The organism is Terriglobales bacterium (assembly GCA_035651995.1).
Taxonomy (GTDB): Bacteria; Acidobacteriota; Terriglobia; order Terriglobales; family Acidobacteriaceae; genus DASRER01.
Genome location: DASRER010000006.1, coordinates 62,093 through 84,043, shown reverse-complemented (window position 1 = coordinate 84,043; position 21,951 = coordinate 62,093). Strand labels below are relative to the sequence as shown.

The window sequence follows — 21,951 nt, the reverse complement described above, 5'->3', positions numbered from 1 at the left end:
GCGGGGAATTACTTGCGCGACGGCGGCTGCGCCGAGCACGCGGACGCCGGCCCGTCGCAAACCGCGGCAACTGCGGCATCCGGCAGGCCGGCCACGGCCGCGGCGTGTGCCGCAAGCGGCGTTGCGCCGCGGCGGGACTTCAGCGACGCTCCCCATGCGCTGGCCGCGGCTGCAGGATGGTTGCGCGGGCCGGAAACGCGTGCCACGCGAGGCGCGGCGAGCCGGGCGCGGGCCCGCGCCAGAGTTTGCTCGCCGGGCAGGCGAACGGTTCTTCCCGCGCGCACGCGATTGGGATTCGTGATCTGCGGGTTGGCGCGCCAGATTTCCTTCCACAATCGCGCGTCGCGAAAAAGCAGGCGCGCAACTTTCCAGAGCGAGTCGCCGCGCCGCAGCGTGTAGTTCGTGCCCATCGCGCGCAGCACTCGATCTTCGTCGCCGGCGCCGCCAACGCGCCGGGGCGATCGCTCCGTTCTTCGCCGCGCGCTCCGCGGCCCGGCGCTGATTGCCGCCAGCGAACGCGGCGCGGTGCGCGGCGCGATCATCACCCGCGAAGCGGGCGTTGCCGCGCCCGGGCCGGTGCTGCGCTCGGCGAGCGCGTGCGCTTCACGTGCGCGCGCCTTCTCTTCGCGCAGACGGCGAGCGTACTCACCGAGCGAGAAGCTCCACGGCGCCTGGGCTTCGCTCGCTGCCGCCTGCGCCGGTTGTGGCATGGCCGGCGCGATGACGACCGCGGGTGCACTCGCGCTTCCGGCCGGGGAGGGCATTTTCTGCGCCGCGGCGCTGGAATCATTCGCCAACGTCGCGCGCGCGTCGTCGTCGAGAATTTTTTCCCGTTGCAGGTCTTCGTTGGTCAGCACCCGCGGGTGCGACGCCGCGCGCGCCCGGCGCTCACGTTCACGGCGCGCCACGTCACCCAGGCTCTCGCTCTGTCCTGCCGCCAGGGCGCAGCCGAACAGCAGCACAACCGTTCCGGCGCACAGCGCTCGCGTAAGTGAACGTTGCATTTTTGCTTGCGGGAAATCTCGACGACGGGCCGAGCGTTACCGGGCCGACGGCCGGGCTGGGGGGCCGGCTTGCGGCAAGAAATCTACCTCGGGCGCCCGATTTTTGCCAGAATTTTGTTGCGGGAGGGCGGGACCCTGGTTCCCGCTACGGGACACCGCCGGGATCGGAGCTTGGCGGAAGCAAGCGGTAGTCGAACCTGGGCCGCTTTGCGGGCGTGAGCGCAGCAGCGGGGGGCCCGCAGGCCAAGTCCCGAGCGATCGCGAGGGACCGGCGCAGCTGTGGCGGAAGCGAGTGGGAGTCGAACCCACCCTCGACACCACGAAGGCGCCGAGCGCCGGTTTTGAAGACCGGGATGATCACCGGACCACATGCGCTTCCGTGCCGGCTGTGCAACCTTATTTTTATAGCACTTTCATTCTTCCCGTTTTCAGGATGACGCTCGCAGCTCGGTTTTTTCGCAAGGCCAAAGAAGGGGAGTCCATGGGCCGGAGTCAAAGCATGAGGCGATGGGCCGCCGCGGCGGCGTGCCTGCTGATGGGCGCGCTCGCGGCCGGCGCGCAGGAGCGCCTGGACCGCGAGACCATGCGGCTGTTCGGTGGAACGTATCTCTCCGACTGCCGCAACAACAGCTCGCCGCGCATCACCGTGTTCGACAGCGCGCTGGTGTTCATCGCCGGCAACAACCGCGTGGCGTCGAACAACGTGCAGGCGTCGTACTCGTACTTCGGCAACAGCGCGCCGGAGAACTACAAAGTCGCGTTTCAGGGCGACATGCCGGACAACGCGCAGATGATCGCCATCGTTTATGTTGACCGGGCCGGCGATTACATCAAGCTCGACGGCGACCGCCCCGTGCAGGCGGCAGTCGGACGCGCCAACCTGGCGCTGAAGTATCGGCGATGCCGAGCATCGGCGACTGCGTTGGGCGGCGCAACGAAGGACGCAAACTCTGCGAGCACGCCTGGCGCTTCCGGCGCGGCGCCATCGCGCGGTCCGGCGCCCAGGTACGCCCTCGACCAGCTCACCGCGCCCGGTCTGCTCCAGGATCGCAAAGCGAAGGCGGCCTACTACCGCGCGCTCGGCCCGCTGACCCGCGTGCCGTGGCTGGCCCAGCTCGATGGGCCCAGTCCGCAGAACCGCAAGGTGGTGGTCGCGGGCAAGGAGTACATCCTCGCCGGCGCCTGCAAGAACCACGACTGCGCCGACAACAACGTGCTCATCCTCTACCACGAGCCGCTCGGCGTGGTGTACGGCAAGGTTTTTTCCGGGCGGCGCGACATGCTGATCGGGCGTCCGCCGATGCTGCTGGCCATCGAGATCGAAAAATTGTGGCGGCAGCAGTGGCGGCAGGGACAGTGACCCTCGGTGGAAGCGTCGGGCTTTAGCCCGGCGAAACCGGCTCGCAAAAACACGTAAGCCCGCTGGTGACGACAGTCATCTGCGGGAGTCGCCCTGGGCCCTGTCTTTTTCCCCGCAACGAAGAGCTTGGCGGCAGCGAGCGAAACATTAATAGAGCGACGCGCAGCTGGCGAAGCTAGCGAAACATTAGTAGCCCACAGCGTATGCTGTGGGTTCCTGGCGTCGAGAAAAGAGCCCGCGCAGCGGGCGGCACGAACCCGGTTAGCAGCATTCCTGCCGCTCGCTTCGCGAGCTCCCCCAAATGCCCAGCCTGCCCGCAGCTCACGCTGTGGGCTACCAAACTGCCGCCGGCTTCGCCGGCTGCTCAGAATCTTGTCAAGCCCCGAACAACGCAACAAGCACTCCAACTCGTTCATTCGCCGCGCACTAAATTTTCGCCGCACCTTCCCATTCGCCCTCCTCAATTTGCTAAGCTGGAAATAGCAGCCCAGCCGGCTCGCTTCCCCCTGTTGCCAGGCGCGATCGACCCGGCTGGGCCTTTGTTCTTTGAAAATCGAACGCGTTGCGCCGCTAACTCCCGCCTTTTCAAGATCGCGAATCTAAGGTTCGCCGGCTGAACACGTTGCGCAGGCGCCGCTGAAAGCAAAGCGTTTAAGACCTCGGTCTTAAACCTCCGGCTCTCACGATCTTGCGAGGATCCCCCCGCCAAGTGATTGCAGAATCAGGATCGCGGGGAGGGGGAAGGGGGCCATGTGGAAATCGCCTCGCGCAAAAAAAAATGGCGCGGGCCTGGGGCCGGCGCCACATCAACTCAGTACTCGGTACTGCCTTACTTCGGCTGCTTCACGAAGCGCGCGTAGGGCCGCGCGGCCTTCCACCCTTCGGGATACTTCTTCTTCGCGTCTTCGTCGGAGACGGCGGGAACAATGATCACGTCATCGCCCGGCTTCCAGTTCACCGGCGTGGCAACCTGGTGCTTGGCGGTGAGCTGCATGGCGTCGATGACGCGCAGGATCTCGTCGAAGTTGCGCCCCGTGGTCATCGGGTAGACCAGGATCAGCTTGATCTTCTTGTCCGGACCCACCACGAACACGTTGCGCACGGTGGCGTTGTCGGCCGGGGTGCGTCCGGCGCACGTGTCGCCCGCTTCGGCGGGCAGCATCTCGTACGCCTTGGCGATCTTCAGGTCTTTGTCGCCGATCAGCGGATAGTTGGGCGCGGTGCCGGTGATCGCCTTGATGTCGTCGGCCCAGCGCTTGTGGTCGTCCACCGGGTCCACGGACAGGCCGAGGATCTTGACGTTGCGCTTGTCGAACTCCGGCTTCAGCTTGGCCATGTAGCCCAGTTCGGTGGAGCAGACGGGCGTGAAGTCCTTGGGATGCGAGAACAGCACGGCCCAGCCGTTGCCGATCCAGTCGTGGAAGCGGATGGGACCTTCAGTGGTTTCCGCCACAAAGTCTGGTGCGGTGTCGTTGATCTTCAATGCCATGACGAATCTTCCCTCTTCCAATCACGACCATCGCGGCTGGATTCGAGCCAACATGGACAACGCTCGCCGCTGGTCTGAGATTATCCGGTTAGGATACGCAGCCGGCGCTTGGACGGTCAACACTGCCGGCCGCTGGTTTCCAGATGCCGGCGCAGCCCAGCCGGCTGCGAAGATTCTTGCCAGCCCCGGCCGGTGGCGGGCAGCAACCTGGCATGAAAAAGTTTCAATCGCGCGGCGCGCCGCCCGCGTCCAAACTGCTCTCTGGAGGAGGAGCGAATGGCAGAGCGCAAGTATCCGTTCGTGCAGCTCGACGTTTTCACCGCGCGCAAGCTGGAGGGAAACCCGCTGGCGGTATTCACCGACGGGCGCGGGCTCTCCGACCGCGAGATGCAGCAGCTCGCGCGCGAGATGAACCTGGCCGAAACCACCTTTGTCCTGCCCGGCGATCGCGGGGCGGAGGCGCGCCAGGGCGTGCGCGTGCGCATCTTCACGGTGCAGGAAGAGCTGCCGTTCGCCGGGCATCCCACCCTGGGCACGGCGTGGCTGCTGCGGCAGGAGCGCGGCGGCACGGCAGACCAGATTGACCTGCGCCTGAACGTGGGCAAAGTGCCGGTCGCCTTCAGCCGGCGCGACGGCCGCCTGTTCGGCGAGATGCGCCAGCGCGATGCCGAGTTCGGCAGGGTGCACTCGCGCGAAGAAGTGGCGCGGGCTGCCGGGCTCGAACTCGGCGATCTCGATCCTGACTTGCCCATCCAGACGGTTTCCACCGGCCTGGTCTTTGCGATCGTCCCCATCCGCCGGCGCGAAACACTGCGCAACTGGAAGTTCAGCTTCGCCCACGCCGCGTCGTACCTGGAGCGCAGCGATGCCAAGTTCTTCTACTTCGTGACGCTCGACGTCAGCGGGTTCGACGGCGAAGCGGCGAAAGCCAGGGTCCATGCCCGGATGATCTTCTACAACGGCGAGGACCCGGCGACGGGCTCGGCGGCGGGATGCTGCGCCGCGTGGATGGTGAAGCACGGCGTCGCCGCGCCCGATGAACCGGCGCTCATCGCGCAGGGACTGGAGATCGGGCGGCCGGGCTTCCTCCACGTTCGTGCCAGCAAGTCGGGCGATGCGGTGACCAATGTGCGCGTGGGAGGAAACGTGGTGGAGATCCTGCGGGGCGAAGTGGTGCTCTAGCGCGCCATCCCTCGCGGAGCGCGGCGCCTGTGCGCGAAGGCGCGCACGGCGGCGGTCGGTTGCAGCGCGCGTCGGCGCGGAGGGCAGCGAACCAACTCCGGGCACGTAATCACTGTGTTACCTGCCTGCAATGTTGAAAAGCTGTGAACGGCTGTGAACGCGCGTGGAAGCTGCACCGCGCGCGCAGCATGGACGAATCCAGAAAAGCTGGATTCGTCTGCGAAAACTTGCGTCGCGAAAAATCCAACACAATTTCACCGGGTTAATGCGCGCGGCACTTTACATTTCAGGTTCCGGGCCGTAGTATGCGCGAACGTTTTTTCGAACCGCCTTTTCTGAAAAATCAGGAAAGCAAAGTTCAAGCCGCAAGCGCGTGGCCCCGCTCTGGCGAACGCGCCCGGCAGCTGCGTCGGGGACCGGGACAGACATGCGACCCAAGAAGACGATTCTCTGCGTCGACGACAACGAACAGTCGCTCTCCATCCGAAAAATCATGCTCGAGACGCGCGGCTACCGCGTGGTGCCGTGCACCAGCGGCCGCGAAGCGCTGGAACACTTTCATCGCGGCGGCGTGGACCTGGTGCTGAGCGATGTGATCATGCCCGACGTGGACGGCCGCCAGCTGGTGGAACAGATCAAACAGCTCTCCCCCTCAACCCCCGCAATTCTCTTCTCCGGCAAGATTGCCGCTTTCGACAGCGATATGCCGGGCGACGTCTTCCTGCCCAAGGGCATGGTCGCTCCGTCTGAGCTGCTGGAGCGCATCCGGCTGCTGCTGGTCCGCAAACGCGGGCCCAAGAAGCTGGTGCGTCCGGCAGTGGAAGCGCTGGCGGTTCAGCCGGTGCGCGGCGTCTCGGTGGCCGCTTCCTGAAAACCTTACCGCGGATGAACGCGGATGGCGCGGATTGCAAGAGCGCTCTTGGCTTTCGGCTTTTCGCTTTTGCGCTCAGCCAAGAGCCAGCGACCAGGAGCGATTTGCCAAATCCGCGTTCTCCGCGTACATCCGCGGTAAGCCTTTGCCTTCGTGTAAACTCAAGCGTTTGCGCGTTCGCTGCCGCAACGACATGGCGCCGCCCATCATCATCGCCAAAGACGTGGTGAAGACGTACCGGATCGGCAAGGTCGGCGTGCCGGCGCTGCGCGGCATCTCGCTCGAGGTGGAAGCAGGACACTTTGTGAGCATCGTGGGGCCGAGTGGCTCGGGCAAGTCCACCCTTTTCTACGTCCTCGGCGGGCTGGCGCGGGCGGATTCCGGCCACGTGCTGGTGGATGGCGCCGACTTCGCCGCGATGGGCGATGCCGAGCGCACCCGGCTGCGACGGCGCAAGATCGGGTTCGTCTTCCAGAAGTTCAACCTGCTGCCCACGCTGGACGCGGCCAGCAACATCCGCATCGCGCGGAGCATCAGCGGAACCGATGACGCAGACGAGAAGCACTTCGACCGGATCGTGGACTTGCTGGGGATACGTGCACGGCTGAATCATCGTCCATCGGAGCTGAGCGGCGGTGAGCAGCAGCGGGTGGCGCTGGCGCGCGCGCTGATCAACAAGCCGGCGATCGTGCTGGCCGACGAGCCCACCGGCAACCTGGATTCGGAGAACTCGGCGGCGGTGCTGAACATGCTGCGGCAGTCGAACCAGGAGCTGGGGCAGACCGTACTGATGATCACCCACAATCCTGAGGCGGCGCGCTACGGCGACGTGATCATCCACATGCGCGACGGCCATATGGTCCCGCCCCAGGATGACCCGCAGTGGACCGAGAAATAGGCGCGAGAGGGCAAGCAATGACGGACATGACCAAGCCGGACGTGACCAAGCCGATTCTGCCGGGAACGGCTGCCTCCGATTACGAGCGCTATCTGCGCACCGACGAACTGCTGGCGCTGCAGAAGACGGTGGAGCAGCTGGCGCATCCGGACGAGCTGACGTTTCAGGTGGTGCACCAGGCGTCGGAGCTGCTGCTGAAGGGAGCGGCATTCGAGGTCGGCCGCGCCCGCGACCTGCTGCACGCGGGCGACGCGCTGAACGCGGCGCGCCTGCTGCGGCGCGCCAACCAGATGCTGGACTTCCCGATCGGGCTCCTGCACGTGCTGGAGACAATTACCCCGTACGACTACCACATCATTCGCGCCGGCCTCGGGCACGGCAGCGGCCTCGATTCACCGGGCTTCTCTGCCCTGCTGCACATTGGACCGCGGCTGGGCGACGTCTTCTTCGAGCAGTTGCACGCCGCAGGACTGAGTGTGCACGACCTGTATCGGCGGCACGCCGAATTCTTCGCGCTGCACGACGTGGCCGAGCGCATGCTCGACTTCGACGAGCGCATGCAGCTGTTCCGGTATCACCACCTGAAGCTGGCGCAAAGGATCATTGGCGGCGGCGTGATTGGCACCATGGGAACGCCGGTGGAGGTGCTGCGCCAGCGGCAGGAACACGTCTTCTATAAGCCGCTATGGGACGTGCGCAATGAGATTACCGCGAAGATGAATGCCCAGATGCAGAAGGAAACGACTGGGCACGGGTAGGACAACCGCTCTTGGCCATTGGCTCTTGGCTCTTAGCCAAAAGCCAAGAGCTAAGGGCCAACAGCGCATTCGTTCTTACTGAGCGCGCACGGTGCTCAGGTTGAGCGCGATCAGGCCCACCACAATCAGCACGAGCGAGCCGATCTTCATGAGGCTGGCCGGTTCGCGGAACCATATCATTCCGATCAGGAAGACCAGCACCGTCCCCAGCGCCGACCACATGGCATAGACCAGGCTGATGGGCAGCGACTTGCACGCCAGCGAGAGCGGCACCATGCTGGCCGCATAAAACAGGAACATCAGAACCGTCGGCACCAGGCGCTCGAGCCCGTGCGAGAGCTTGAGGAACACCGTACCGATCACGTCCAGTGAAATGGCGAACATCAGATAAAACCACGGCATAAGGCCTTCTTCTTCTACATTGCGCAAAGTCCTGCGGCGACACGGCTCCCAAGACACACCCGGCACGTGGGCCCCGACGCGGGTCGCCTGTTTCAGATCCTTTCAAACACCCATGGTGCTCAGTCCGGAAGGGGAATTAATGGTCCGGGAAGACGCGCAGTCGGGTGAATTTGAGGGTAGACGGGATGAATGCCGCTTGCATGGCGTCGCTCCGTTCTACTCCCATTAGATGCCTCCGGATGCCTCCGGGCTTCGGCCCCAAGTGCTTGGCGGACAATGAATTAAAAGGCCGCACCGGGATGGGGGCAGCTGCCCTGCGGGGCGCGCGGCGGGCAGCGAGGCGGGGAATGTGTCGCAACACGCATAGCTGGCGACGCCGGGCGAATGCCGGGAATCGCCGGCAGGAAGCTGCCCTCTTGACGGGAACGCCGGCCGGCTGCAAACCATCGTCCATTGCGGACATCCAAACAGGGTGAACTTTGTGACAAGCACGGCGAGCGAACCTATGGCGAGTGATTTCTCGCGCAGCAGGGTTTTTACTGGCGGAGAAGTTTTTCGCATTCATAGCGCCCGTTGAATGGGGCGGGACGCATGGGCGTCTTGTTGAAGCGGTATTTTTTCAGGCCTTTTTCGCAAACCTTCCTCGTCCTGATTGCAGCGGGAGCGGCTTGTAGTTTCCTGCTTACGAGTTCCGGCTGCAGCCGCCAGGAAAAGGCGAATGCCGCGCCCAACGCTCAGGCGCAGGCGCCTTCGGTAACCGTGTCGCCAGCCGGAAAGCTTGCGGTTCCCATTGAGATTGAAGCGATCGGCAACGCGCAGCCGTACCGCAGCGTGCAGGTGAAGTCCATGGTGGACGGGCAGATCGTGCGGGTTCTGCTCGAGCAGGGTGACGACGTAAAAGCGGGACAGCTGCTGTTCCAGCTCGACAAGCGTCCTTTTGAAGCAGCCCTGCACCAGGCCGAGGGCAGGCTGGCGCAGGACGAAGCGACGGCTTCGTACAACCAGGCCGAGGCGGAGCGCGACCGCGCGCTGGCGCAGGCGGGAGTGATTGCGCCGCAACTGCTGCAGCAGCAGGAAGCGATCGCGCGCTCGAGCGCAGCCGCAGTGCAGGCGGACAAGGCGGCGGTGGAGCAGGCGCGCGTGAACCTGGGTTACACCGACATCAAAGCGCCGATTGACGCGCGCGCCGGCGCGATCCTGGTGAACCTGGGCAACCTGGTAAAAGCCAACGACACCAGCGCGCTGACCACGCTGAACCAGATTCGGCCCATCTACGTGCTGTTCAGCATTCCCGAGTCGCAGCTGGCGGCGGTGCGGGCGCGCGGCGTGGGCAAAGTGCCGGTGTATGCCTTCCCGCAGAACGATCCCAGACCGTCGGAGGGCATGCTGACCTTCATTGACAACGGCGTGGACCCGGCGACGGGCACGATCAAGCTGATGGCGACGTTCGCGAACCGTGACCGGCGGCTGTGGCCGGGCCAGTTCTCGCGGGTGCAGGTCAGGCTCGGGACCGATGCCAATGCGGTCGTGGTGCCGGCGGCCGCGGTGCAGACGGGCACGCAGGGCAAGTACGTGTACGTGGTGCAGAGCGACGGCACGGCGCAGATGCGTCCAGTGCAGACGTCGCGCACGTACCGGCAACTGGCCGTGATCGAAAAAGGAGTGCAGCCGGGCGAGCCGGTGATCGTGGAGGGCCAGATCAAGGTGGCGCCGAATGGGAAAGTCCAGGTGGCGCGCACGGTCCCCCTGCAACCTGGTCCGGAAGCAACGTCTCCGGGCGCTGAAGCCGGCGGGGGTCCCGGGGACAGCCAGTGACGTCTCTCTTCATCAAGCGCCCGATCATGACCACGCTGGTCATGGCGGCGATCATCGTGTTCGGTGTGTTCGCCTACCGGGTGCTGCCGGTCAGCGACCTGCCGAACGTTGACTTCCCCACCATCCAGGTGAGCGCGGCGCTGCCGGGCGCGAGTCCGGAGACGATGGCCGCCTCAGTGGCGACGCCGCTGGAGCGGCAGTTCACCACCATCGCGGGCGTGAGCCAGATCACGTCGACGAGCCAGCTGGGCTCGACCAGCATCACGATTCAATTCGATCTCTCGCGTGATTTGGACGGCGCGGCGGTGGACGTGCAATCGGCGATCGCGGCGGCCGGCGGGCAACTGCCGCCGAACATGCCGACCCCGCCGACGTTCCGCAAGGTCAACCCGTCGGACCAGCCGATCCTTTATCTGGCGCTGACCTCGAGCGCGATGCCGATCTACGCGGTCGACGCCGCCGCCGAGACGACCATCGGCCAGCGCCTCTCGATGGTGCCCGGCGTGGCGCAGGTGCAGGTGTTCGGCGCGGCCAAGTACGCGGTGCGCGTGGCGGTGGACCCGAACCAGCTGGCGTCGCGGCAGATCGGGATGGACGAAGTGTCGGCGGCAATCCAGAGCGGCAACACGAACCTGCCGGTGGGCAGCATCTACGCGCCGGAGGCGAGCTACACGCTGGAATCGAACGGGCAACTGCTGAACGCGGCGGCGTTCCGGCCGCTGATTGTGGCCTACCGCAACGGATCGCCGGTGCGGCTGGGCGATCTCGGCCAGGTCTATGACGACGTGCAGGACAAGTACTCGCGCAGCGCCTTCAACGGGCAGCGGGCGGTGGTGATCGCCATCCAGAAGCAGCCGGGCACGAACACGGTGGAGATCGTGGATGCGATCAGGAAGATCCTGCCCGGCCTGGAGCAGACGATTCCGCGCTCCATCAGCGTGAACGTGCTGTACGACCGTTCGCTTTCCATCCGGCAGAGCGTGAGCGACGTGAAGTTCACGCTGCTGCTGGCGATCGCGCTGGTGGTGCTGGTCATCTTCCTGTTCCTGCGCAACATTTCGGCCACGATCATTCCCAGCCTCGCGCTGCCGATGTCCATCATCGGGACATTCCCGGTGATGTATCTGCTGGGCTACACGGTGGACAACCTGTCGCTGATGTCGCTCACGCTGGCAGTCGGGTTCGTGGTGGACGACGCCATCGTGGTGCTGGAAAACATTGTCCGGCACATGGAGATGGGCAAGTCACCGCTCGAGGCGTCGCTGGACGGCGCGGGCGAGATCGGATTCACCATCCTCTCGATGACGCTGTCGCTGGCGGCGGTGTTCATCCCCATCCTGTTCATGAGCGGGATCATTGGGCGGCTGCTGCACGAGTTCGCGGTGGTGATCACGTCGGCGATCCTGGTGTCCGGCTTCGTTTCGCTGACGATGACGCCGATGCTGTGCAGCCGCTTCCTGCGCCCGCCGCGCGAGGAGCGGCACGGGCGTTTCTACAACGCCACCGAGCGCGTGTTCGACCGGGCCCTGGGCTTTTACGAAAGCTCGCTGCGCACGGTGCTGCGCCACAAGATGGCCACGCTGCTGGTGAGCTTCGCCGTCATCGGGCTCACGTTCTTCCTGTTCCAGAGCGTGCAGACGGGATTCATCCCCAACGAAGACGCGGGGCTGCTGTTCGGGTTTGTTCAGGGGCCGGAGGGGATCGGGTTCGAGCGCATGGGCGCCAATCTGCAAAAGATTGCCGAGATCACGCAGCAGGACCCGAACGTGCTCTACACCATGACGTCGTACGGCACGCCGGTGAACCAGGGGCGCGTCTTCATGCATTTGAAGGAGGTGAAAGACCGCCCGAACCACATGAGCGCCGACCAGGTGATCCAGCAGCTGCGCAGGAAGCTGGCGGCGGTGCCTGACGTGCGCGTGTTCCTGCAGGTTCCGCCGACCATCAACGTGGGCGGACGCATCGCCAATTCGCAGTACCAATACACGCTGCAAGCGCCCGACACGAAGCAGCTTTACGAGCAGGCGCCCAGGCTGGAAGCCGAGCTGCGCAAAATCCCGCAGATCCAGGACGTGAGCAGCGACCTGCAACTGCACAACCCGCAACTGGCGGTGAAGGTGGACCGCGACAAGGCGTACGCGCTCGGGCTGACGGCGCAACAGGTGTCGGACGCGCTCTACTCCGCGTACGGGCAGCGGCAGGTGAGCACGATGTACACGCCGAACAACGAGTACTACGTGATCCTGGAGCTGGCGCCGCCGTACCAGAACGATCCCAAGTCACTCTCGATGCTGTATGTGCGCGCCAACGACAACCGGCTGGTCCCGCTGGATACGGTGGCGTCGGTCGGGCCGAGCGTGGGGCCGCTGACGGTGAACCACCTGGGACAGCTGCCGGCAGTGACGCTGAGCTTCAACCTGCGTCCGGGTGCGTCGCTGGGCACGGCGGCCAGGGCGGTGGAAGACGCGGCCAACAAGACGCTGCCGGCCAACATCACGCGCAGCTTCCAGGGCACGGCGCAGGCCTTCCAGCAGTCGTTCTCGAACATGGGACTGTTGCTGCTGGCGGCGATCCTGGTGATCTACATCGTGCTCGGGATTCTGTATGAGAGCTTCATTCATCCGCTGACGATCCTGTCGGGCCTGCCGTCGGCGGGCGTGGGCGCGCTGGCCACGCTGCTGCTGTTCCGCGAGGAGCTGAACCTGTACTCGTTCGTGGGCGTCATCATGCTGGTCGGCATCGTGAAAAAGAACGCCATCATGATGATCGACTTCGCGCTGGAGAACGAGCGCAACAAGGGCGAGACGCCGGAGGAGTCCATCTTTCAGGGCGCCATCGTGCGCTTCCGGCCGATCATGATGACGACGTTCGCGGCGCTGATGGGCATTCTGCCGATTGCGGTGGGCTGGGGCGCGGGCTCGGGATCGCGTCGCGGGCTGGGACTGGCGGTGGTCGGCGGGCTGCTGCTCTCACAACTGATCACCCTCTACATCACGCCGGTGTACTACGTGTACCTGGACCGGCTGCAGGGCCGGTGGCGCAGGCGGGGCGTGAAGGAGCCGGAGAAACAGTTCACGGCGGCGTAAAGGCCGTTCCCCGTTCTTCGTTTCCAGTTTCGCGCGCTGCCGGCTGCCGCATCGACGTCCAGTTTCCCGAAAAAGTGCCGGTTCCAGAGTCCGCGTGGCATCGGTCGGGCCCTGGTGTGCGCGTTGACCCCCATTTTTGGCCCGCATATAATCAACGTTGCCGAGCGGGAGTAACTCAGCGGTAGAGTGCGACCTTGCCAAGGTCGAAGTCGCGGGTTCAAATCCCGTCTCCCGCTCCAGAGATTTCGCCGCAGATGCGGTCTGGACCCTCGCCTCGGCGAGGGTTTCGCTTATGGGCTGGTTTCTGGGCCCAGGCCCGCCAGATTTGGTAGGCTGTTTCGAGTGAGGCGCGGTACCCAAGTGGTAAGGGAGAGGTCTGCAAAACCTTTATGCGTGGGTTCGATTCCCACCCGCGCCTCCAGTCCTTCCTGGCCCTGACAGCCGCGAGCATCGCCAGCCGCAGGCGTTGCAGGCAACGTCTCTACAAGACTGCAAATCCGCGACATTCACGTTTGGACCGGATAGCCCTGCTCTTCGCGGCGGGCGGCGAGCCAGGCTTGCAGGCGGAACCATGAGCCGGAGTCGAAGTTGAGGAAGCGGACGCCGGCGCGTCCGGCGGGGCGGGCCCAGATGATGCGTCCGCGGGCGCGCACCGGAGGCTCGCCTTCTTCGAGCTCGAACTCGATTTCCAGGCGGCCGAGAAAAAGTAACGGGTCCTGCAGGCAGTCGAGGCCCATGCCGGTGGAGCTCACGTTGGTGCTCACCGTGTGGAACTCCAGTCCCTGCGCGTTGCGTAACAGCACCGGGACTTTAAGGGTAGCGCGGAAGTAGTTCTGCTGGTCCGAACCCAGCGGCGCAACCGCCGAGGCGAGCTTGCGGGAGTTTTCCATCTGGGGCGAGAACTCACAATAAGCGAAAAACATCGCAGCCGCAATCGGGAGATTTGCCTTAGCGAAGCCGTCCGCAGTGCAGGCGGCATTCAGCCCTGAGCGGCTTGGCTTCACCGGCGGACAGGTGGCACAGCAGCACCGCGCGGCGGCTGTTCCCGCAGGCTGACAACGCGCTCCGTGGGATTTACACTGTTGCGCCTATGAAGCGCGCATTTTCCGCCGTATTGCTGCTGTCGCTGGTTTCCTTTGCCGCGGCTGCCGGGGCGCAGGACTGGGCCAAGGCGTCGCTGGAGAAGTCGCCGCGGCATCGCGAGTGGGTCAAGGTGAAGCACGACAACCGCGAGGTGCAGGCCTTCGTGGTGTATCCGGAGCGCAAGGACAAGGCGCCGGTTGTGCTGGTGATCCACGAGATCTTCGGAATGACGGATTGGGTGCAGAGCCTCGCCGATCAGCTGGCCGCCGCCGGTTACATCGCCATCGCGCCCGACTTGCTCTCCGGCATGGGGCCGAACGGCGGCGGGACCAGCAGCATGACCGATCCCCAGGCGGTGGGCAAGGCGATCCGCGACCTGCCGCCCGACCAGATCACCGCCGACTTGAACGCCGTGGCCGACTACGCCAAGAAGCTGCCGGCGTCGAACGGCAAGCTGGCGGTGACGGGTTACTGCTGGGGCGGCAGCCAGAGCTTCCGCTATGCGACGAACCGTCCGGACTTGAATGCGGCGTTCGTCTTCTACGGCACCGCGCCGGAGAACGTTTCTTCGATCAAGGCGCCAGTGTATGGGTTCTACGCCGGCAACGACGCGCGCGTAAACGCAACGCTGCCCGCGACGACCGAAGCGATGAAGGCTGCAGGAAAAACCTTTGAGCCGGTCACCTACGAGGGCGCCGGACACGGCTTCATGCGCGCAGGCGAAGCGCCCGAGCCAGGAGCCGACGCGACCGAGCAGCAGAAAACCGCGTACGCAGGCAACAAGAAGGCGCGCGCCGAGGCGTGGGATCGGTGGCTGAAGCTGTTGAAGGCGATGTAGGGAAAAGCAGCGCTCAGCAGACAGCACTCAGCATTCAGCCCTTGGGGGCGATTGTTGAGTGCTTTTCTTTTGTCATTGGCAATATGTTCAGGGGCTGAATGCTGACTGCTGAGTGCTGACTGCTACTTTCCCTTGCCCGGAAACACTGGAACCGCTGCGAAGGGACCGTAGGTGTCCTGGAGGGCGAGGACGGCGACGGGCTGGTTGGAGCTGAAGGTCAGCGAGCCGATGAAGTTGCCATTCGGGTACGCGTCGGAGATGACTGGCAGGTTGGACTGCGGGTTGAAGGCGATCTGGCCGTAGGGCGGGATGGTCAGGTTGGTCGTCGCCAGAAAGTTGGCGTAGCGGTCGTAAAGCTTCACGGTGACGCCGGCGGCCGTCGCGGTTGTGTTGGCGATGGCGATGCCCATGGTTTTTCCGATGGAGACGCCGGGCGGAGCCGGCTCGATCTCCTCCGGAATGGTGAATTCGGTCATGGGCGGGGCGGCGCCGAAGCCAATGGTGTTGGAGATGGCCCACTGGCTGTTGCCGGGAGCCATGTACTCCAGGATTTCGTTCACCCCGATGGGCTGATCGGAGCCGACCACGGCCCAGCTGACGGTGAGCGGGTAGTAGCGGTCTTCTTCTTCGGTTTGATAACGGAAGGTGCCGCCCGGGGAAAGTACGAGCGATTCCTGGCGGATAAAGTGTCCTGCCTGGTCAATGAAGTTGATCTGGCCGCTGGCCCCGAGTGGCGACGTCCCGGCGGCGGTGATCTTGGTGACGTATCCCCCGCCGATTACCACGTGCGGCAGGTAATAAAGGTACGGAAAATTCGGCAGCGGATTGGCGCTGATGGTGACCCCGGAGATGCCGCTGAAGGCCGGGTTGGTGACCTGCACGAAAAACGTAAACGGGGAGCCGGGGAACGTGACGGCGGGCACGTCGAACGTGAGCGTGTTCGGTCCCCCGGTGGCCGTCATGTTGAACGCGGCGATGACCGGCGCCGGCAGATTCGTGCAGAGTGCGGTCGTGTTTCCTGCGCCGCAGTTGAGCACGCCGAACGTGTGTGCGCCCACGAAGTTGAACCCCACCAGGTTATTCACCGTGACTTTCAGCCGCGGCGGCGCGCTAGCAAGCTGATAGAGCATCCAGTAAACGCCGCTCAGGCACTTGCCATTTGCCAGATCGGCATTCGGGCACACGACCTGACCTTTAATCAACACCGGCGGCCCATTGGGTTCTATGGGGACAATCGAGGAATGCTCCTGGTCCCAAAAGAAAGCATTCACATCGGTGCCGAAGAAGTTCGACGCGATGACGCGCGAGGTGTCAATCGGGACGGTCTGCGTTTGCGCCGATAGCGGGCATGCGCAAAGCAGCAGCGAGGAGAATCCGGACACAAGCCAATACCAGGCTCGTAAGGGGCACCCGATTTTGCCGATGCGACAGCGAGTCAAGCGTTACTTCGCAAAATGCGACCTCCGGGGGATGAGGGTTCGTTCATCCAATCACTTGCCCGGCGCCCGGCCCGGCATGACGGGCGTGGCCGAGAACGGGCCGTAGCTGTCTTCCAGCGCAACGGCGGCAATCGGCGTCGCGACGCCGGTCGACGTGGCAGCGACCGTCATGGAGCCGACGAATGAGTTGCCCACGTTCGGCGGTGGAGGAAACCCGGGGCAGCTGCCAAAGAATGCGTTGGTGTCGAAGGCGGTCTGACCGAAGGCCGGGATGCTGATGTCGGCCGGACACCCGGCGATGCCGGTCTGGACAACCGTGGAGCCCGCGGTGTTGTTTATCTTAACCTTCACCGTGACCGCATTGGCCGTCGGATTCGCGAGAGCGACCCCGACGGTCCGCCCGATTGGGGCGTCGTTTGGCTTGGGCTCGAGTTCTATGGGGATCGTGAAGTCCGACTCGGTGTAATTGACACGGGGCTGAATTGTGTCCGTTCGTTGGACGTTGAAGCCAACCGTATTGACGATCGCGTGGGGTGCGCCGGGCGCGGCAATGAACTCAAAGAAGAGATTCACTCCGATCGGCTGGTCGGAGCCGATAAACGCCCAACTCACCGCGAGAGGCTTGAACCGGTCCGACTCCGCCGTCGCCGTGCGGAAGGTGCCGCCGGTGGGAATCGAGAACGGCACGTCGAGGGTCAGGTTGCCTGCCTGGTCCACGAAGATGATGTCACCGCTGGCCGTAGTGTTCGACATATTACTGGCGGTGATTTTGGTTACGTAGCCGGCTCCGGAAGGAATGTGCGGCAGAATGTACTTGTGGGCCTGAATCGGCGTGGGGTTCACCTGAACCTGAACCGGCGGCAGCGTGGGATTTCCGGCGGTAACAATCCTGATGTAGAACGCGACCGGTTGGTTTGCGCCGGTCGGCAAATTGATGCTGAGATTGGCGCCGCTGCCGGTTGCGTTTATGGTGCCGGTTTGCCCGCCATTGTCGCCGCAAATCAGCAGGAGAGTGTCTGACCGGCACTGCATGATGCCCAGCTTGCTGCTATCGACGGTGGCGAAATTGAAACCGGGCAGGTTCGTGAAGTTCAGTGTGGTGTTCAGTGGCGCGTTCTGCACCTTGTACATCATGAAATAATTGTTACTCGTGCATTTGTTGCCCGATAAATCGGCCTGCGGGCAGACAATCTGACCCTGAATGCTCAGGATGCCATAGCTGCCAGGCTGGATTGAGACGGTGACGGAGGGAACGAGATTCCAGAATCCGGCATTACTGTCGATGCCGAAGAAATTGTTCGCTTGCTGAACCGAAAGGGGGATGCCCCACACGGCCGTCCCCCACGCCACCACCACCGCGCACACCACCACCCGACAGACGAAGCGCCGCGACATACCGCTACCTCCAGAAACTCTGAGACCGGGCTAGATGTTATCCCTTAATCCCGCCAGTTTCCAGCCATTTCCCCGATGTGAAAAGTGTTGCTATCCCCTGTGCGGACATGCAGTTTACGGTGGACAGGGTAGGGTGAAAGTGGTATCTCTTGCGCACGCTGGAACTTAGGGGACTAAGGTCCGGCGCTCCCCCAAAGGACCGCAGTTTCGGGTTTCGAGGTTCGGGTTTCGCGCAGAGATCCGGTTCTGACCGGAAGCTCGATCCGGCACTTTTTTGCCTTTGGACTGCGGATTTAGACCGAACCCCAGGGAATTTCAGGAGGTCACCATGCGCACGGGGATGCGCCTGCTCACAACCGTTCTGCTGCTTGTTGCCGCCACGCCTTTCAGCCTTGCCGCCAGCCAGAACGCCGTCATTTCCGGCGCGGTGTATGACTCGACCGGCAAACCGCTGGCGGGCATCAACGTGGTGCTGGAAAACGCGTCGCTGAACTTTCAGCGCACGGCGGTAACCGGCGACGACGGCATCTACAACATCGCCGAGGTGCCTCCGGCGGAGGGCTACAAGGTGAGCGCCTTCCGCGGCACGGAAAAGATTGACGCGCGCTCGGGCCTGACCGTCTCGGTGGGCGAAGAAAAAGACCTGTTCCCGCCGCTGCGCGAGAAGATCGCCGCCGCGACCGCGACCGGCAGCAAGGAAGTGACCGAAACCAAGGCGGCCGCCATTTCCAACGAGACGCTGAGCACGCAGATCAGCGGCGTGATTTCGGGCGACCAGTTGCGCTCGCTGCCGCTGTTCAACCGCAACTTCCTCGCGCTCGGCCTGCTCACGCCCAACACGCACGACGTGGAAGGCGGATCGGCGCTGGCGGGCGCGACCTTCTCCATTGCCGGCAACCGGCCCACGACGAACAACTTCCTGCTCGACGGCACCGACAACGTGGCGCGCAGCAGCAACCAGGCGATTCCCTTCCAGGTGAACGACGCGGTGCAGGAGTTCCGCGTGATCTCGTCGAGCGCCAACGCCGAGTACGGCGGCAACGGCGGCGGCGTGGTGAACATTGTGACCAACCGCGGAACCAACCAGTTCCACGGCAGCGTGTTTGGCTATTTCAACAGCGACGCGCTCAATTCCGATTCGCCCCTCTCGGTCTACAACGGCTCGGGCTTCGACAAGGCGGAGCAATACTCCGGCAGCCTGACGGCGAACAAATCGGCGTCGTTCGCGCCGGTCAGCTACAACAGCTACGTGGCCGGCGCCGAGGCAGTCGGCTGGTGCACCGATTCGATCGGGCCCTCGCCGGCGGCCGACAAACACGCCTGCGTGACCGGCGGCTTCGGCAAGAACACGCGCTTCAATCCCGCGGCGGTCCTGGCGGCCAACGACAGTCACAAGCAGCCCTTCAACTCGCGGCAGTTCGGCGGACGCCTGGGCGGGCCGCTGGTGAAAGACAAGTTCTTCATCTTCGGCAGCTACGAAGGCACGATCATCGACAATCCGAATCCCATCTTCGAGCGCGTGCCCTCCACCTTCGACCGCACCTACAACCCGTTGCGGACGGCGGGCGTCCCCGGCTCCACGAACTACTTCTTCAGCAACACCAGCCCCGACTATCTGCTGGCCAAGAAGGTGATGGCGCTGTATCCGGTGGCGAACGTGATTGGCGTGCCCAACGCGCTGGAGTTCTTCAAGGGCGAAGCGCCCAACTACACCAACGTGCACAACGGCCTGCTGCACGCCGACCTGACGCAGAGCCAGCAGTCGCGCTGGAGCATGAGCTACCTGGTGCAGCGGCTCGACCAGTTGCACGACGACACGCTGCCCAGCAGCAGCACGTACCCCGGCAACGGCGCCGTGCGCAATGCGCTCAACCAGAACCTGACGCTGACGCACACACACTCGCTGGGCGCGCGCTGGGTCTTGGACACGCGCCTGGGCTACACCCGCTTCCGCGTGAACGAAACGCCGCAGGACGCGGGCTTCGACGCCACCACGCTCGGCCTGCCCAGCCGCAACATGATGACCTTCTCGCTCAGCGGCCTCGATCCGCAGTACTCGGGAGCGAGCCTGAACGGGACCGGCGCCTTCGCCGGCTGGATTGACTCGTACTATCTCGACCCTGTGGCTTTTGGCCTGCCCGCCATTGACCGGCTGAACATGTTCCCCACACTGAACGGGCTGTTCCCCATGGCGCGGCTGGGAGCGCCGCTAACCGCGCCCGGGCAGCGCCGCGATACCACTTTGTTCCTGGAGCAGAACTTCAGCTTCTCGGCCAGCAAGCACATCATCAAGTTCGGGGCGCGGGCGCGCGACTTCCAGAACCGCGCCTCGAACGGCGCCTTCACGAGAGGCCTGGTGACCTCCACCAGCATCGGCGAGTTCACCAGCGACAGCCAGACGTGCATTTCCTGCTTCGAGGCGTTTTCCCTGCCGTCGTTCGACTACGCCATCCGCCAGCCATCGGACTACCGCGCGCGCATCCACTCGTTCGCAATGGATTCGTTCGTGCAGGACACTTGGAAGCTGCGTCCGCGGCTCACGCTCAACGCCGGCGTGCGCTGGGAGTACTTCTCGGCGCCCGACGAGGCCGACAACAAGCTCTGGAACTACGATCCGAAGGCCAACGGTATCGTGCAAGTTGGCCAGACGGCCGTAACCGACAGCTACGGCACACCGTGCCAGCAATTCCAGCCGTACTTCAACGAATTTCCGGCTGCGCTGAGATTCTTCCCCTGGGGCTGCACCAACACCGGCACGCCGAATGTTCCCACTGCGGGTAAATTCCACTTCAGCCCGCGTGGCGGCGTTGCCTGGGACATGATGGGGAACGGCAACACCGTGCTGCGCTTCGGCGGCGGCATGTACTACGACCAGGTGCCGGCCAGCTACCTGGGCCAGCTGATGTTCAACCGGCCCTCGCCGCTCAATCTGAACAACCCGATCGCCACTTACGGCCAGGTGTTCAACACGATCGTCAGCGTGGGCAATACGAGCATCCTTTGCTTCGCCTGCGGAGCAGGCAATGCCACTTTGGATCCGGCGAACATCGTCAACTTCTTCGGGCCGGGAATCGGGTCGCAGAACTACCAGTCGGCCAGCAACGCGTTCAGCGTTTCTGCCGTCGACCGCTCGAAGGCCGAGACACCGTGGGTGCGGCAATTGAACGCCAGCATCCAGCAGAAACTGGGCAATAACCTGGCGCTCGAAATCGGCTACGTGGGCAGTGAGGGCAACCGCCTGCCGGTGGTCAACAACACCAACTTCCAGAACGAATGGTTCTGCCTGAGCAGCTGCGACTTCATCAACCCGGTGTTCACGCTGATGGACCTGGGCGAATCGTCATATCACTCGCTGAACGTGCGGGTGCGCGGCGCGCAGTGGCACGGGCTGACGGTGAACGCGGCCTACAACTGGTCGAAGTCGATGGACAACGCTTCGAACGGCAATCTGCCGCTGATCCCGATTACGCTGCAGAACCAGATCTTCGGGTTCCTGTCGAACGCGCTGGGCAGTCCGTTCAGCACCAGCTCGCTGGCCAACGCGCGCTCGGTGCAGCCGACGGCGCTGGGCGCCGACGTGCTCACCAGCGGCCTCACCACCACCGGCCAGGGACAGGTGTTCGTGAGCCGCTACAACGTCCCGCAGAACCCGGCGAACTTCCTGGTTGACGACTACGGCCGCTCGGACTTCGACAGCAAGCACCGCCTGGTGGTGGATTACACCTGGGACGTGCCGTATGCGAAGACCGGCGGCTTCCGCGAAGGGCTGCTCGGGAACTGGAGGATTTCCGGCATCATCGTGGCGCAGTCGGGGCAACCATTCACCGTCTTCGCCGGGCCGATCGGCGGCGAGCTGACGCAGCGGGCGAACATCGTTGGGCCAGTCACGATCACCGGCAATCCGGACAACTACCTGAACGCCAGCGCGTTCACCGTACCGGGCAACAACGCCGCTTGCGCGTCGAACTTCGGCTTCGTGCAGGGGCAGCCGATCTTCGGCGGCCGCGCAGGCTCTGCCTGCACCGGCAACTCGCGGCGCAACCAGTTCACCGGGCCGGCGTTCGCCAAGATGGACATGGCGTTCCAGAAGCTCATCCCGTTCGGCGAGAAGCGCAACCTGAGCCTGCGGGCGGAGTTTTACAACATCTTCAACCGCGACAACTTCTACAACCCGATCAGCCAGATCAGCGTGGATGGACGCACGCTGAACTCGGACTTCGGCGTAATCAAGAGCGCGCACGAGGCGCGGCAGATCCAGATGGCGGCAAGGTTTACGTGGTAACCCCGCTGCTGGCTGCTGGCTTCTAGCTGCGGGCCTTAGACCGACAAGC

Annotated in this window: 15 protein-coding genes and 3 tRNA genes; 11 read left to right on the top strand and 7 right to left on the bottom strand. The window is 64.1% G+C overall.

Annotation, left to right across the window (positions count from 1 at the left end; all coding sequences use genetic code 11):
* Positions 1 to 8: 8 nt before the first annotated feature.
* Both VFA60_03315 and VFA60_03310 read right to left on the bottom strand, forming a co-directional pair.
* The gene (locus VFA60_03315) at positions 9 to 1,004 is read right to left on the bottom strand and encodes a LysM peptidoglycan-binding domain-containing protein (protein HZQ90800.1); all 996 of its coding nucleotides are present in this window, start codon (positions 1,002 to 1,004) and stop codon (positions 9 to 11) included.
* Positions 1,005 to 1,284: 280 nt separating this feature from the next.
* Positions 1,285 to 1,383, bottom strand: a tRNA-Sec gene (locus VFA60_03310).
* A gap of 120 nt (positions 1,384 to 1,503) precedes the next feature.
* Between VFA60_03310 and VFA60_03305 the strand changes: the two genes are divergently transcribed.
* On the top strand, positions 1,504 to 2,364 hold the full coding sequence (locus VFA60_03305; GenBank protein HZQ90799.1) for an Ivy family c-type lysozyme inhibitor: 861 nt from the start codon (positions 1,504 to 1,506) through the stop codon (positions 2,362 to 2,364).
* Positions 2,365 to 3,193: 829 nt separating this feature from the next.
* Here the strand turns inward: VFA60_03305 and VFA60_03300 are convergent.
* The gene (locus VFA60_03300; GenBank protein ID HZQ90798.1) at positions 3,194 to 3,853 is read right to left on the bottom strand and encodes a peroxiredoxin; all 660 of its coding nucleotides are present in this window, start codon (positions 3,851 to 3,853) and stop codon (positions 3,194 to 3,196) included.
* Between the two features lie 276 nt (positions 3,854 to 4,129).
* On the opposite strand from VFA60_03300, the gene VFA60_03295 reads away from it, so the two are divergent.
* From VFA60_03295 to VFA60_03280, 4 genes are all read left to right on the top strand, one after another.
* Positions 4,130 to 5,035, top strand: a complete 906-nt coding sequence (locus tag VFA60_03295) for a PhzF family phenazine biosynthesis protein (protein ID HZQ90797.1) — start codon at positions 4,130 to 4,132, stop codon at positions 5,033 to 5,035.
* A gap of 427 nt (positions 5,036 to 5,462) precedes the next feature.
* On the top strand, positions 5,463 to 5,906 hold the full coding sequence (locus VFA60_03290) for a response regulator (protein HZQ90796.1): 444 nt from the start codon (positions 5,463 to 5,465) through the stop codon (positions 5,904 to 5,906).
* Between the two features lie 193 nt (positions 5,907 to 6,099).
* The gene (locus VFA60_03285; protein ID HZQ90795.1) at positions 6,100 to 6,804 is read left to right on the top strand and encodes an ABC transporter ATP-binding protein; all 705 of its coding nucleotides are present in this window, start codon (positions 6,100 to 6,102) and stop codon (positions 6,802 to 6,804) included.
* Between the two features lie 17 nt (positions 6,805 to 6,821).
* Complete coding sequence (locus VFA60_03280) at positions 6,822 to 7,562, top strand: tryptophan 2,3-dioxygenase family protein (GenBank protein HZQ90794.1); 741 nt, start codon at positions 6,822 to 6,824, stop codon at positions 7,560 to 7,562.
* Between the two features lie 75 nt (positions 7,563 to 7,637).
* Here the strand turns inward: VFA60_03280 and VFA60_03275 are convergent, their stop codons facing one another.
* Complete coding sequence (locus VFA60_03275; protein ID HZQ90793.1) at positions 7,638 to 7,964, bottom strand: SMR family transporter; 327 nt, start codon at positions 7,962 to 7,964, stop codon at positions 7,638 to 7,640.
* A gap of 759 nt (positions 7,965 to 8,723) precedes the next feature.
* Between VFA60_03275 and VFA60_03270 the strand changes: the two genes are divergently transcribed.
* The 4 genes from VFA60_03270 (at position 8,724) to VFA60_03255 (ending at position 13,286) form a co-directional block, all read left to right on the top strand.
* Positions 8,724 to 9,779, top strand: coding sequence for an efflux RND transporter periplasmic adaptor subunit (locus tag VFA60_03270; GenBank protein HZQ90792.1), 1,056 nt, complete (start codon positions 8,724 to 8,726; stop codon positions 9,777 to 9,779).
* Entirely contained in the window at positions 9,776 to 12,865 is a 3,090-nt protein-coding gene (locus tag VFA60_03265; GenBank protein HZQ90791.1) for an efflux RND transporter permease subunit, read from the top strand. The genes VFA60_03270 and VFA60_03265 overlap by 4 nt, the downstream gene beginning before the upstream one ends.
* A 164-nt stretch (positions 12,866 to 13,029) precedes the next feature.
* A tRNA-Gly gene (locus tag VFA60_03260) sits at positions 13,030 to 13,104 on the top strand.
* 107 nt (positions 13,105 to 13,211) lie between these two features.
* A tRNA-Cys gene (locus tag VFA60_03255) sits at positions 13,212 to 13,286 on the top strand.
* A gap of 85 nt (positions 13,287 to 13,371) precedes the next feature.
* Here VFA60_03255 and VFA60_03250 read toward each other — a convergent pair.
* Complete coding sequence (locus tag VFA60_03250; GenBank protein HZQ90790.1) at positions 13,372 to 13,755, bottom strand: PilZ domain-containing protein; 384 nt, start codon at positions 13,753 to 13,755, stop codon at positions 13,372 to 13,374.
* A gap of 200 nt (positions 13,756 to 13,955) precedes the next feature.
* Between VFA60_03250 and VFA60_03245 the strand changes: the two genes are divergently transcribed.
* Positions 13,956 to 14,786, top strand: coding sequence for a dienelactone hydrolase family protein (locus VFA60_03245; protein HZQ90789.1), 831 nt, complete (start codon positions 13,956 to 13,958; stop codon positions 14,784 to 14,786).
* A 122-nt stretch (positions 14,787 to 14,908) separates the two neighbouring features.
* Here the strand turns inward: VFA60_03245 and VFA60_03240 are convergent, their stop codons facing one another.
* Complete coding sequence (locus tag VFA60_03240) at positions 14,909 to 16,168, bottom strand: hypothetical protein (protein HZQ90788.1); 1,260 nt, start codon at positions 16,166 to 16,168, stop codon at positions 14,909 to 14,911.
* 108 nt (positions 16,169 to 16,276) lie between these two features.
* Positions 16,277 to 17,620: a hypothetical protein gene (locus VFA60_03235; protein HZQ90787.1), complete on the bottom strand. Its 1,344-nt coding sequence runs from the start codon at positions 17,618 to 17,620 to the stop codon at positions 16,277 to 16,279.
* A 328-nt stretch (positions 17,621 to 17,948) separates the two neighbouring features.
* On the opposite strand from VFA60_03235, the gene VFA60_03230 reads away from it, so the two are divergent.
* Positions 17,949 to 21,902 (top strand): carboxypeptidase-like regulatory domain-containing protein, encoded by a 3,954-nt coding sequence (locus tag VFA60_03230; GenBank protein HZQ90786.1) that lies wholly within the window; start codon positions 17,949 to 17,951, stop codon positions 21,900 to 21,902.
* The last annotated feature ends 49 nt before the right edge of the window (positions 21,903 to 21,951 follow it).